The 12,492-nt window shown below is 69.1% G+C and carries 8 protein-coding genes and 2 pseudogenes; 2 read left to right on the top strand and 8 right to left on the bottom strand.

What is annotated here, in order from left to right:
- Nucleotides 1–537: 537 nt before the first annotated feature.
- A complete protein-coding gene (locus ACWDEW_RS41340; protein ID WP_450520354.1) occupies nt 538–789 on the top strand; it encodes a hypothetical protein in 252 nt (83 codons plus the stop codon).
- A 113-nt stretch (nt 790–902) separates the two neighbouring features.
- Here the strand turns inward: ACWDEW_RS41340 and ACWDEW_RS41335 are convergent.
- The 6 genes and pseudogenes from ACWDEW_RS41335 to ACWDEW_RS41310 all read right to left on the bottom strand — a co-directional run.
- Nucleotides 903–2,663, bottom strand: a pseudogene (locus ACWDEW_RS41335) (BTAD domain-containing putative transcriptional regulator); the annotation flags it as partial.
- Between the two features lie 432 nt (nt 2,664–3,095).
- Nucleotides 3,096–3,308, bottom strand: a pseudogene (locus tag ACWDEW_RS41330) (helix-turn-helix domain-containing protein); the annotation flags it as partial.
- An 11-nt stretch (nt 3,309–3,319) separates the two neighbouring features.
- A complete protein-coding gene (locus tag ACWDEW_RS41325; RefSeq protein ID WP_450520352.1) occupies nt 3,320–3,583 on the bottom strand; it encodes a hypothetical protein in 264 nt (87 codons plus the stop codon).
- Between the two features lie 693 nt (nt 3,584–4,276).
- A complete protein-coding gene (locus ACWDEW_RS41320) occupies nt 4,277–6,727 on the bottom strand; it encodes a Helicase associated domain protein (protein WP_450520350.1) in 2,451 nt (816 codons plus the stop codon).
- Between the two features lie 147 nt (nt 6,728–6,874).
- The gene (locus ACWDEW_RS41315) at nt 6,875–7,390 is read right to left on the bottom strand and encodes a hypothetical protein (protein ID WP_450520348.1); all 516 of its coding nucleotides are present in this window, start codon (nt 7,388–7,390) and stop codon (nt 6,875–6,877) included.
- Between the two features lie 37 nt (nt 7,391–7,427).
- A complete protein-coding gene (locus tag ACWDEW_RS41310) occupies nt 7,428–9,797 on the bottom strand; it encodes a Helicase associated domain protein (RefSeq protein WP_450520346.1) in 2,370 nt (789 codons plus the stop codon).
- Nucleotides 9,798–9,896: 99 nt separating this feature from the next.
- Here ACWDEW_RS41310 and ACWDEW_RS41305 point away from each other — a divergent pair, with 99 nt between their 5' ends.
- Entirely contained in the window at nt 9,897–11,015 is a 1,119-nt protein-coding gene (locus ACWDEW_RS41305; protein ID WP_450520344.1) for a TniQ family protein, read from the top strand.
- A gap of 224 nt (nt 11,016–11,239) precedes the next feature.
- On the opposite strand, the gene ACWDEW_RS41300 is transcribed toward ACWDEW_RS41305, so the two are convergent.
- Together ACWDEW_RS41300 and ACWDEW_RS41295 are read right to left on the bottom strand one after the other, a co-directional pair.
- Nucleotides 11,240–12,022: a hypothetical protein gene (locus tag ACWDEW_RS41300; protein WP_450520342.1), complete on the bottom strand. Its 783-nt coding sequence runs from the start codon at nt 12,020–12,022 to the stop codon at nt 11,240–11,242.
- Nucleotides 12,023–12,024: 2 nt separating this feature from the next.
- On the bottom strand, nt 12,025–12,327 hold the full coding sequence (locus ACWDEW_RS41295) for a hypothetical protein (protein WP_450520340.1): 303 nt from the start codon (nt 12,325–12,327) through the stop codon (nt 12,025–12,027).
- Nucleotides 12,328–12,492 lie beyond the last annotated feature (165 nt).

Below are 12,492 nucleotides of genomic sequence, written 5' to 3'. Positions count from 1 at the left end.
TCTACCGATCCCGCGCGGTCTGCTCCGCAGACACGCCGCGCCGCCGCTACGCGGCGGGTCCCAGGCCTCGCTCCGCGAGGCCTGTCGCCACTCCGTGGCGAAGATGATCCACTCCGTGGATCAGTAACCGGGGTCGGAGGCATGAAGCGCTGATCGCTCCGCGATCCACACTCCATGCCTCCTCGGCTCTGTTCAAAACTGGCAACTTGCTTGTGAGCTAAGGCTCGTGACGAGTAGTCGTCCGCTCCGCGGCCAACTACTGGCTGGCTAGCAACGGGATGATCGTGCGCTGCACGGCTCCGTGAAACAGGTTCGGGGGAACTGGCGGTGTGGCCGTCCTCCACAGGCCGGCTGGCCTGGTGGACTACTCCCCTATAGGCTTGATGGAAGCAAAAAACTATGGATTATCTGGGATGTTGGTCTCCCCCTCTTCACGAACGAATCGGCACCGGACCGCATCTGAGTCCGCCACATCCCCGAACGTCTTGAGCATTGGGGTCAACGCAGGTCTGGGTATTTGATCGGTACTCTCCCGGCATGGCAGCACTCAACGTGGACTTCTCCGACACGGAGCTCGAAGACCTCCGGGACGCGGCCCGGGAACATGGCATGACACTGAACGCTTTTGTGAAGGCCTCGACGTTCGGTGCGATCGCCCGTCAGCGGAGCCTGAAAACGGCAGCGGCGGAGTTCCGGCGAGTCTTCACGGACCCTGCGCTTGCCGAAGCCATCGAGGCCGCGGGCATCGACGACGACCCGATGGCAGGCACGCAGGGCAGGGTCGTCTGAAGCAGCGGCGGTTTCGGGGGGTGTCTCTGCGCCACCCCGTGCTGGCCCGAGCGGGGCGGGTTCAGCGTGCCTATGCGTCACCCAGCCTCATCCATGACTTGATCCCCAGGCCCCTTCGAGGCCGCTGTCCTGGCGTAGAGCCAGGCGAGGTCGTGCAGTCTGTAGCGTCCAGGATCGAGCGGGGTGAGCAGTCCGGCATCCACCAGGTCCTCAAGGAGGTCCTCCGCGGCATCAACGCCGCAACCGAGCATGCCGCGTGCGGAGTCCAGCGAGATGAACGGGCTGGTGTGCGCACCGAGTGCTCGGAAGGTGTCGGCCTGTTCTGCCTTGAGCTGGCGATAGCTCAGGTCAAGCGTGGCCCGTACGGCCAGATCTCCAGCCCGGAGCTCGTCCAGCCGGTTTCGTCCGTCGGCGAGTTTGGCGGCCAGGACCGCCACGGTCCAGGTGCGCCTGGCGGCAAGGCGGGACGCCGCGATGCGGATCGCCAGGGGCAGGAAGCCGCACGCCTCGACCACGTCGAGGGCCACCGCCTGCTCCCTCTCCACCCGTTCCTCTCCCACGATGCGCGTGAAGAACTGGAGGGCTTCCTCAGGTGACATCACATCCAGGTCCACCATGTGTGCCCCTGCCAGGTCCACCAGTTGTACCCGGCTCGTCACCAGGGCCGCACAGCCCTCTGTCCCGGGCAGCAGCGGACGAACCTGCGCCGCGTCCTTGGCGTTGTCCAGGAGTACCAGCACGCGGCGGCCGTCGAGCACCGACCGGTACAGCGCCGCCCGCTCTTCTAGTGTGTCCGGGATCGCCGAGCCCGCTGTGCCCAGGGCGCGCAGGAACGCGCCCAGTACCGTCTCCGGCTCCGCCGCCCGGTCTTCTGTTCCCCGGAGGTCGGCGTACAGCTGGCCGTCGGGAAAGTGGGCGCGGGCCGCGTGCGCCACATGCACCGCGAGCGTCGTCTTGCCCACACCGCCGATGCCGGCGAGCAGGGAGACCGCCATCATCCGGCCCTCGGCCGAGGCCAGGACGCCTTCGAGCCGTGCCACGAAAGACGCGCGCCCGGTGAAGTCGGCGACGGCTGCCGGGAGTTGGGCGGGTCGCACGACCGGCGTGTGGGGCTCAGGCCTTCCTGCAGGCGGCTCCCTCAGGCCCGGGTCCGCCTGCAGGATCTGCTGCTGCAGTTCCTGCAATCCCGGACGCGGGTCCACTCCCAGCTCTTCCAGCAGCAGGCGTCGCGTGTCCGAGTAGACCGCCAGTGCCTCCGCCTGGCGCCCGCTGCGGTACAGCGCCAGCATCAGCAGTTCCCGCAGTCTCTCGCGCAGGGGGTGCGCCGCTGTCAGGGCGGTGAGTTCGGAGACCACCTCCGCGTGGCAGCCCTGTTCCAGGTCTATGTCCAGGCGGGATTCGAGGAGTTGCAGCCGCCATTCCTCGAGTCGGACCCGCTGCGCCTCCGCGTAGGGGCCCGGCAGTCCCGCCAGCGTCTCGCCGTCCCACAGCGCCAGCGCGCGGCCCAGCGCCTCCCTGGCGCGGCTCAGGTCTCCCGCCGTCCTCGCCCTCCCTGCCTCGGTCGCCAGTTCCTGTGCCGTCGCCAGGTCCAGTGTGTCCTCGCCCGGCGAACGGATCGCGTACCCGCCCGACTCGCTGACCAGGACGTCCGAGCCCAGGACCTTCCGCAGACGCGAGGCGTAGGTCCGTAGCGCCGCCAGTGCCTGTGACGGCGGATCCTCGCCCCACAGTGCGTCGATCAGCTCGGCTGCGGTTGCCGTACGGCCATCCCGCAGCAGCAGCGCGGCCAGCAGGGCCCGTTGCTGGGGGGAGCCCGTGGACAGTGGCTCCTGCCCGCGCCAGGCACGCACCGGCCCGAGCAGGCTGAAACGCAGTCCCGGTGCCCCAGTCCGGGCTGGAGCCCGGACTGGAGGTGCAGCTGGTGCTGTCCGCGGCGCAGGGGGGATCGCCTCGCGGGGGGCATGTCCGAGGACGCGTCTCCATGCGTCGCCCCACAAGCGGTGCTCTGTTTCCGTGACCCCGCAAGCGACCAGGAACCCGATCAGTTGATGCTCGTCGCGCGGCACCGTCTGCCCCTGCACGATGCGGTGAGCGGTGCTGTGCGGCAGCCTTCCCCACTCCCCCGCCCTCAGCTCCATGTCGCGCACCGTGGGCCGGCCGGCCCACGCGTAGAGCTCCTGCAGGCCGGCCTTGAACTTGCCGATGGTGTCGAGATACATCGGACTCGGCGCGGGGCGAACGTTGCCAGACCCGTAGTGCCCGCTTCTGCGGGCCTTTCTCCACAGTTCCATCGCCACATCGACCGGAGCGCCGCAGGCCCGCGCATAGGCCTGGACCGCACGCGCGCTGGGCACGCCGTGTCCTGATGCAGCACGCTGAAGCGTCGTGGCGTGGCATCCTGCCCGGTCCGCCAGTTGGGCGTAGGACCAGCCTCCGGCCGCGCGTTGGGCGCGCAGCCAGTGGGCCAGTTTCTCCAGCGCCCCGTTGGCGGTGGCTATCGGTTTCTCCCTGCGCCCCACGGCCGGTACGCCTACGGTGTCGGGATCGCGTGCGCCATCCGCACGATCAGCGGCCCCAGCCGTTGCCCTGTTCCGCGCAGGGCCAGCAGCGTGCCCGTTGCGATCAGGCCGGCGCCGCTCAGCACCGCCAAGGTCGATGATGTGTCCAGGCCGCTGCCGGCCATCACGCACGCCAGTACGGTGATGACGACGATCACCACGGCATCGGGTGTGGAGAGCCTGTGGTGGGGTGCGCCGTTGACGACGCACCCCACCACGCGAAGTGGGTGGGGCATGTCCTGCCTCCTGATTCGACGCCCGCGCTTGGGCGCGTCGGCGTGTTGCGGGCTCCAGGTACGTCGCTCAACTGGTGTTTGCCGACACCGAGATGAGCGCCTGCATCGTGTCATTGCCCCCTCGTGCCAGGCGAGCCCTCCACGGTCGTTGATGCGCCGGTGTCCACCGTGCGGAGCGTCGGCATCAATCGCCGTTGGCGGAAGTCGTGGCTGTGAGCTGGGGGGAGGCATCGCGGAGCGCCCATGGAAGCAGACCGGTCCGGGGGATAAATGCGGGGCTATCCCACATCGGACCGCGCAGGCGGTCGTCGCCGCCGGGTGCCGGCTCCGCACCATCACTGCGATCACCGACGCCCTGGCCTGGTGATACGTGCTTGGCGGAGGCGGCTGCCGGCAGAGAGGCGGCATGGAGTCCGCGGGTTCATCGAACATTTTGGGCTTCGCGAGAAGCTCTCTTCGTCGGAATCGTCCGGCTACTCCTGAGAGTTGCGGGCTCCACCCATGCGATCAGGAACCAGCGGGCAGGCGTTGCCGCGTCAACCGCACAGGATCGGCGCTCTGACCTGGAGCGCCGATCCTGCATGTCACCCGTGCCCGCCGCTGCGTTGTGGACACGGATCCTTGCACGCCTGTCGGTGGCGTGGGCGGGAGAGGACTCCCGCGCGTGGGGGGCTGGCTTGAGGCCGGCTGCTCCTACTCGGATTCCCGGGTGGCCCAGTCCGCTTGGAGGATCTCTGCCATCAAGCGGTCTTGTTCTTCGGTGAGTTGGCCGGCGTTCCGTTTGGAGCGTACCTTGCACAGCCACGGACCGATCATGATGCGTTCTCCGTCGGCTTCGACCCATTCCCGGGCACCGGGCGGGCGGTTCCAGTGTTCGATGAAGAGCCGGAGGATCTGTGCGGTCTGCTCGAAGGAACGGCGGGACCGCTTCGCGGCGGGTGGGCTCAACGGCCTTGCCGGGGGCAGGGCGGCGACGGCCGGGGTGAGCTGCAGGCGCGCGAGGAGGTCGCGTTGCCCGGGAGCGAGCTGGTTCCAGGTGGAGAACTGGCGATGCAGCCAGCTTCCCGCCTTCACGTCGTCGATGACCGTGTCGCGGCGCAGCGTGGTGGGGCTGTGTCCGGCTTCGATGTGGCGTCGCAGCAGCGTGTATTTGCGGTGCCAGTCGGGGCCGTGCGGGAGGGTCCAGTGGGGGTCGAGGGCGGCGAGCTGGGCATGGCGGTCGGGGTTCAGGCGGTTGTTGCGGGCGAGGGCTCGCTGGCTGACGAGGAACTGGCCGCCGGGTTGGTGCAGGGGGATGGCGAGGTGGCCGTGTTCGGTGTGGAAGGCGGTGACGGTGGTGAGGTGACCTTGCCAGGTCGCTTCGCGGTCGTCCCAGATCATGCCGAGCGTGTCGAGTTCGGCGATCCAGTCCTGAGTGAGGAGGCCTTGTCTGCGGGCGGTGCGCTGGCCGGCGATGAAGGTGCCGAGCCGGTAGCCGTAAGCGTCTTCGTAGTCGGTGGGCACGCGGAGGTGGTGGTGTTCGGCGTGGAAGCGGGTCGCGGCCGCCAGGCCTGCCCGGCGGGGGGCGGAGAGGGTTGCGTTGTCGGCGGGCCAGGCGATCAGGTCCATTGCGCGGGCGATGGTGTCGGGGTCGAGGGTGAAGTCGAAGCGGAAGCGGCGGGCCAGGAGGGTGCGGGTGTTTTGTTCCAGGCGTCGTTTGGCGGTGGTGCGGGGGGCGCGGGCGGCGATGGTCTGGTCGTGGTGGCGCAGGGCTGCGGTGACGAGCCAGAGGGCTTCGTAGGGGGTGCCGAGGAGGTCGGTGGGATCGGCGCCGTGGGGGATGTAGGCGGGGATGACGAGGCTGGCGGTCTTGGTGGTCTGGGTGGGGGGTTTGCGCAGGGCGCGGCCCAGTGCCTGGACGATGCGGCGGACGCTGGCGGTGCGGTCGGCGAAGACGACCGCGTCGACGGCCGGCAGGTCGATCCCCTCCCCCAGTACCTGGGAGTTGGTCAGCACGGCGCGGTCGGCGGTGGCGAAGTCGGTGAGGATGTCGTGGCGCTGGCCGGGGGTGTGGGTGCCGTTGATCGACTGGACCACCAGGTCGCGCGCCCAGGCGGGGCGTTGGTCCTGGGCGAGGGTGCGCAGGGTGTGGGGGAACTGGCGGGCGAAGTCGGTGGCGTCGGCGACCTGTTGGAAGTACACGATCACGTGGTGGAGGTCGTGTTCGGTCATCGCTTTGAGGACCGCCAGGTGCAGTGCGGTGGTGCGGCGCGCGGTCGGGCCGAAGCCGGAGTGCGCCTGGGGGGTGGCCAGTACGGTGCGCAGCTGGGTGTCGGTGATGGTGGGGACGACCAGTTGGTAGTCGGCGAGGACTCCGTCGTCGATGGCGTCCGCGTGGCTGTAGGTGTGCAGGCGGGGGCCGAAGGTTTTGGTGTCCGCCATGGAGGCGACGAGGGCGGGGGTGTCCCAGGCGGGGGCGGTTGAGGCGGTGCGTCTGGGCTGGGGGCGGGTGGTGGGTGCTTCGGTGAGGCGGGGCGGGTCCCATTCGTAGGGGGTGGCGGTGAGGTAGAGGCGGCGGTCGGCGCGGATGCGGGTGTGGTCGTGCAGGACGGTCCAGTCCTTGTCCCAGCTTCCCGCGGTGCGGTGCGCTTCGTCGACGATCAGGAGGTCGAAGGCCGGCACGGGAGCGGGGGTGTGCCGGGTCTGTTCGATTCTCGGGAGGGAGTCGAGCGTGACGAAGACGGTGGCGTGCTCGTGCCGGGTCAGCCAAGTCGCCAGGAACTGCGGGTTGTTGGTGCTGTGGACGGCTGCTCCGGCCAGGACCGGGTGCTTGGCGGCGGCCAGGGAGGAGACGGCCATCATCGGTTCCCGGTGCCCGTCGTTGCGGGCCGTGTGGGCCCACTGGGAGATGAGGTCCAAGCTCGGCACGGCGATGAGCAGGCGCCGGGCGTCAAGAGCCTCGGCGGTCCGCAGCGCGGTGAGTGTTTTGCCGGTGCCGCAGGCCGACACCATGTGTCCGCGGCTGTGTGCGCGTGCCAGGTGACGTGCCGCGCTGTCGACCGCCTGCTGCTGATCCGGGCGCAGTGAGAGCCGGGCAGGGCGGGCGCGGGAGGCGGCGGCGACAGAGATCTCGGCGATCTCGGGGATGGGCTCCTGGGAGGGCATGCGGCAGGTTCTTCAGTGCGCGAGGGAGCGGTGGCCGGCGGGATCCATCGTGTCGTGTCCTTCGCTGAGTGGTGCTGCAGGAGGGCGGGGCGGGCGGTGTGGCCCGTGTCGTGCAACGCTAGGGGATGTCGTGGGGCTGGTCCGGGGTTAGGCGAACAGAGCTTCCACCAGGACCGCTTGGAGCCTTCCGTCTGCTCGGGCGGTCATGACGTCGGCTTCGGAGGGATCCCCGGTGAGGCCGGTGCACAGGACCGCGCAGGACGCGTTGTGGACCATCTTCCACATCGTGTCGGACAGAACGGTGGCGGGGACACGGATGATCGGCGTCTCTTCACGGGTGGGGCCCTCGTAGTAGATGCCCCTGAAGGTGCGGTCCCGGCCGGCGAAGACTGCCTTCCATCTCTGGTGGGCCTCGGGGACGACGTCTGCCTGCCAGGGCGGCCAGATGAAGCGGCTTCGATCGGCGTCGGTCTCCTCCGGGTGGGGGGAGGCCGGGCCGGTGACGGTGCTCAGCACGATCACGATCACGTCGGTGCCCAGAGTGATTTCGTTGACGAGTTCGCTCAGGCGGTTGACCTGTACCTGTGAGGTGGGGAGTGTGACGGAGGTGAGGCCGATGTTGAAGGCGGGCAGCCGGCCGGGTGAGTGGGGCGGTGTCGTCATGATGCGGGAGTGCTCCTGTGGTCTGCTGGCAGGCGGTTCAGGTGGTGCTGTGCCGGTGGCGTGAGGTCCAGCGCATGTCGAGGGCTTCCAGGGCGTCCAGTTGTTCCCGGGAGAGGGTTTGCGGAGCTCGCCGTTTTTCGGCGAGCCACCTTCCCAGGCCGAATTGGGGGCCGTCCTCGCAGATGTAGGTGGAGGGAACGTCGAGGTGATGGTGGCGGCGACGGTAGGCGTAGGCGGCCTGCAGTCCGCGGGCGAAGGCCCGTTGGGAGGTGCTGCGGGGACGGCGCAGCAGGAGGGCCAGGGGGTGCTCGATGGGAAGGTCGCCCAGGAGGTGGTGCTGGTAGGGCTCGAGTCGGGCGAGGTTGTCGATCTGCTCGGCCAGCCAGCGGGTGAGCGGCGGTGCGGTGCCGGTGGGTTGGTGTGGGTCGGGGAAGACCAGGGTGTTGTCGCGCGCGGCCGCGTGAGCGCGGGCGTAGGTGCGTTTCCATTCGGCTTCGCCTTTGGCGTTCCACCAGGGGTAGATCTCGTTCAGGGCCCGTTGGTAGCAGTAGGGCAGGCGGCGGGTGGTGACCTCCTTTCGGCGGTCGGCGAGCCAGCGGCCCAGGTGCAGGCCTTGGTGGTGTTCGGCCCACCGGGGGGCGAGGTGTCCGTGGCGGGTGGCGTAGTCGCGGGCGATGAGGAGTTTGCGCTCGATGCTGTGCGGGGGGTGTTCCCAGATCATGTCGAGCGTGTCCAGTGCTGCGATGCGTTCGGGCAGGAGCAGGCCGTTCTTGCGCATGGAGCGCTGCACTCCGGTCCACCAGCCGAGGTGGAAACGGCCGTGGAGGTGGAGGCTGGGGACGTCGAGGTGGCCGTGGTGGGCGTGGAAGTCGGTGGCGATTTCGAAGGCGGCCTCCCATAGCCGGTTGGGGGCCATGACGTCGTTCAGATCGAGGACGGGGATGATCTCGTCGGCGCGCTCCGGGGGCGGGGCGATCTGGGGTCCGGCGGGGTCGGCCGGGTACCGGAAGTGGTCGACGAGGTGGAAGGTGTGCTCGTCGTAGACGTCGAGGTCGATGAGGACCCGGTAGATCAGGTGGAAGGCGGTCTTCTTGACGGCCTCCGCGAGGGTTTCGCCGGGGGCCATGTAGATGGGGATGACGATGGTGGAGATCTTGCCGTCGCCGGGGGTCTGGCGCAGGGCGCGTCCGATGGACTGGATGATGTCGATGCTGCTGGTCTTGGGATGGGCGAAGAGCAGGGAGTCGATGGCGGGGATGTCGACGCCTTCGGAGCAGCAGCGGCAGTTGGTCAGGACGGCCCGGCGCGGCGGCTGCTGTGAGGCGGGGGTGTTGAGAGGGGTGTCGGCGAAGGCCGTGTAGTTCTTGTGGCGTTCGAAGGAGTTCTGCCGGGAGCTGACGGTGCCGACCTGCAGCGGGGTGCGGTAGGCGGGGGGCATGAGGGCCGCGGTCTGGTGGAGTGTTTCGGCGCAGACTTCCGCCGCGTCGATGCAGGGGTGGAAGGTCAGGGTGCGGCGCAGGTCGTAGCGGTGCTGGGCGACCAGCAGGGCGACTTGGGCGGCGGCGGCACGCAGTGCTTCGCCGCTCCAGGTGTTCGCGGGGAGCCGGTTCAGCAGGCCGCGCAGGTCTTCGTCTTTGATGATGACGCCGGCGATGCGGTAGTCGGCCAGGAGCCCCTCGTCGATCGCTTCTCTCAGGGAGATGCGGTAGACGACGGGCCCGTAGATGCTCACGTCGTCCATGGAGGCGATGACGGTGTGGGGGCTGATGCCTTTGTCGCGGGCCTTCTTCTCGTCGAAGACGCGGGGCGTCGCGGTCATGTAGAGGCGGTGGCGGGCGGGCAGCTTGTCGTCGTGGTGGATGCGGGCCCAGGGTTTGTCGTAGTCACCGGCGGTGCGGTGGGCTTCGTCGGCGACCACGACGTCCCAGCGGGGCAGGTGGAAGTCGCGGTGGGCTTCGACGACCTTGTCCAGGGAGTCGTAGGTGCAGAACACGTTGAGCGGTCCCTGGGCGTCGGCGGCCTGCTGGGCCAGGTCGTCGGCGGTGTCGACCATGGTGAGGACGCCGTCCAGGTACGGGTCCGCTGGCTGGGGTGAGGAACACACGCCGAGGTAGCGGCCGGGGCGTCCTTCGCTGTGCCATTTCGCGGCGGTCTGCTCCAGGAGCCGCAGAGAGGGGACTGCCACCAGGGAAGCGCCTTGCGGGGCGGTTTCCTGGACGATGTGCAGGGCCACCAGGGTCTTTCCGGTGCCGGTGGCCATGTAGACGCTGACGCGGCGGTAGCCCTCGATGAAGCTGCTGACGGAGGTGTCGACGGCGATTTGCTGGCGGCCGCGCAGGCGGGTCTTCAGGCGGGTGCCGGCCGTGGGAGCGGTCGCAGCCGGGCGGAGGCGCGTCGTCGTGGCCATGGTCCTCCCCCGGTGACGGTGTACACGAGCACCTGGTTGACAGGGTGGAAGGGGTGCGCGAGGCCGTGGTGGGGCGTTCGCCAGGGTTCACCCGAACGAGTGCTGGTGTACTTGACCGCCTGCCGGCGGGCCGCTCACGGTTGCGGTGGCGGCGGTTTCGGCGGAAGGACGGCGGTGCTGGACGATCCGGGTCTGTACGGGCCTCGCAGGCCGCTGCCGCTGCGTGTGCCCCCGGTGCCGGGTGAGTCGACGGGATCGTTCGTGAACCGGCTTGCCCACGCCAACGGCCTGGGCCTGGCTGCTTTCCTGGACCGGGTCGGGCAGGGCGAGGCGTCCGCGGACCCTGGGCGGGTGGAGAAGTACCCGCAGTGCACCGAGATGTACGTGAACGAGGCGGGGCTGCGCTATCTGGCTGTCCTGGCTGACCAACCGCCTCTTGTTCTGCAGCAGGATCTGCCCAGTCTGGGCGCAGATCGGATACCGGCAGGCCAGGAGGAGGAAACAGCGGAGTGGAGGTGGCCCTGGGAACCGCTGTCGGGGCACCTCGTGCGGTACTGCCCGCTGTGCGGTGATGACCTGGACGTCGGCGAGGCGGTGCGGCTGATGTCGCCGGACAGCTGGCAGGTGTGTCTGCGGCACGGTTACTGGTCGGACGACTCCCGCGGCCGTGGTCCGGACTTCGTGCACCTGGCCGAACTGCCCGAGACGATGGCGGCGCACCGCCTGCGGCAGCAGTTGGCCGCGTGCTGGGGGCCGGCGGGTGAGGAGTTGTTCGCCGATGCCTTCCAGGTCGCGGTGCACTGGTGGACACGGATGCCGGACACCGTGTGCTGGGTGCAGCGGGCCTGGACAGCTGGGCTGGACGCGCGGGAGATGAGGGCGGCCCCGCTGGTGATCTACCCGGAGGCGGCGCAGCTCGCGGGCGCCATGCGGGACTTCGAACGCGCGGGGCAGCGGGATGCCGCCGGCCGGACCCGATGGCTCGCGGGCGTGGAGCAGTTGATGGCCGGGTGGGGAGTGGACGTGGCGGAAGGACGGCAGCCGCTGCTGGTGTGGCTGGGGCGCCACCGTATGGAGGTGCCCGCTCCGTCCCGTCCGGCGGGCCGGCGTCACCTCACACTGGCACCGGGGCACCAGCGGATCGCGTCCCGGGCCGGTTCGGTGAGCCAACGCTCGTGTCTGACCTGGCAGTTGGGCATGGCGGCTGCCGACATGTAGGCCTCATACGGGTGGAGGAACAGGAGCGGCGCAAGGCTCGTCGCGGGTACGCGAACTGAGGCGCAGCGATGGCGCTCACCGGGCCATGACCGTTGTCGCGTCAAGGACTGTGCCGATGTTCCCTGGGGCCGGATGTATCCCCACCTGACGATCGGGCGTCGGGCGCCGTGATGCCTGGCGCCCGAGCCCTGGAAGGGTCCGGGCGCCGGGACCGGCTGCTTACCTCATCCCCCCAAAGAGATCTGGCGCAGAAGCCCCCGGTCCTCAACGGGGTAACAGCGGTTGGCCCGCTCCCCCGGGGTGAAGGACTTCAGCGCCTTGGCCTGCCGGAGTTCAGCGATCGCCTTCTCCACGGTTGCCCGCCCCAGGCAAAGGGCATCGGCGATGTCGGCCTGGCTGGGCCCCGAGGCAACCAGTTCCTCGGCGGTCGTCATCACCAAAACCCCGTCCTCCCTGGTCTTTATCACGTTCCTCCGGGTGGGCTCCGCCAGGTAGTTCAGCACCGCGGCGACCCGGGCGACCGGGGCCGCCCGGCTCGCCGTGTACAACCGTTCCGTCAGGGTGTGCCGTTTGGCCGCCATGCGCGCGAGCATCAACGCGATCGCGGGGTCGGTCGTCGCCAGCGAGGTCAACTTGGAGTTGGGGACCTCGATGAACAGACACGACGACAAGGTCGTTCCCGAGACCATCTCCTCGGCCGTCTTCTCCGGCATCAACTCGTCGTACGTGCTGGGGAAGAAGGCGGTGTTGGTGACGCTTTCAAAGAGCATCACCTCCCGCCACAGGCGGGCCTTGCCCGACGGCACGAGTTCTGTCACACGTCCGTCGACGAGGAAGTAGGCCGCCCTCGCAACCGTGAGTGTCATAGTGCGGTTGCGGCTGCGCCTACGCAGCCGGGAGGCTTCCGCGAGGGCCTCCACGGAGTCGGACGGCAGACCGTGCAGACCGAAGAAGTCGGCGATGGCCCTGGACTCTCTCGCCTTCCGGCTGGCGATGACGCTGGTCATGGTCACTTCCCCGCGGCGGGCGAAGGAGCTGCCGAGCCGGGTACCGCCGCCCCTGAGTCCGGCGGGACCGTCGGCGACACACTCGTGACCGGTGCGGCCGGAGCGACGACTTCGGCCGGCGGAGCGGCCGACGACTCGGCCAGGATGCGTACGACAGGCACCAGCGCCCCGATGAGGGCGGCGAATGCCACGAGGACAGAGGCGATCCGGGCGGGCCTGGTCTCAAGGCGCCGCACGGCGTAACAGGCAGCGGCCAGCACGATCCCGAAGATCAGGATGACCGCGACGTAGACGTCGTTGAACACACTTTTCTCTTTCGAATGGCGGTCGAGCTTCGAGCAATTGTCCGAAGCTCGACCGCGTTTCTTTTTGGGAGAACTCGCTCTGACCAGTGACGTTGCGACCGCGGCTAACAGTCAGTCACTGGACCGTCGTGAATCTTACGCCATCGGGGTGACCTGCAGACAATT

It is taken from the genome of Streptomyces sp. NPDC001100 (genome assembly GCF_053598575.1).
Note: the sequence above shows the minus strand (reverse complement) of the source record. Positions and strands in the feature narration are given on the sequence as shown.

Coding starts and splice junctions, on each gene's coding strand:
- ACWDEW_RS41340 (WP_450520354.1), top strand. CDS start 538: ATGGCAGCACTCAACGTGGACTTCTCCGACACGGAGCTCGAAGACCTC.
- ACWDEW_RS41325 (WP_450520352.1), bottom strand. CDS start 3,583: ATGCCCCACCCACTTCGCGTGGTGGGGTGCGTCGTCAACGGCGCACCC.
- ACWDEW_RS41320 (WP_450520350.1), bottom strand. CDS start 6,727: ATGCCCTCCCAGGAGCCCATCCCCGAGATCGCCGAGATCTCTGTCGCC.
- ACWDEW_RS41315 (WP_450520348.1), bottom strand. CDS start 7,390: ATGACGACACCGCCCCACTCACCCGGCCGGCTGCCCGCCTTCAACATC.
- ACWDEW_RS41310 (WP_450520346.1), bottom strand. CDS start 9,797: ATGGCCACGACGACGCGCCTCCGCCCGGCTGCGACCGCTCCCACGGCC.
- ACWDEW_RS41300 (WP_450520342.1), bottom strand. CDS start 12,022: ATGACCAGCGTCATCGCCAGCCGGAAGGCGAGAGAGTCCAGGGCCATC.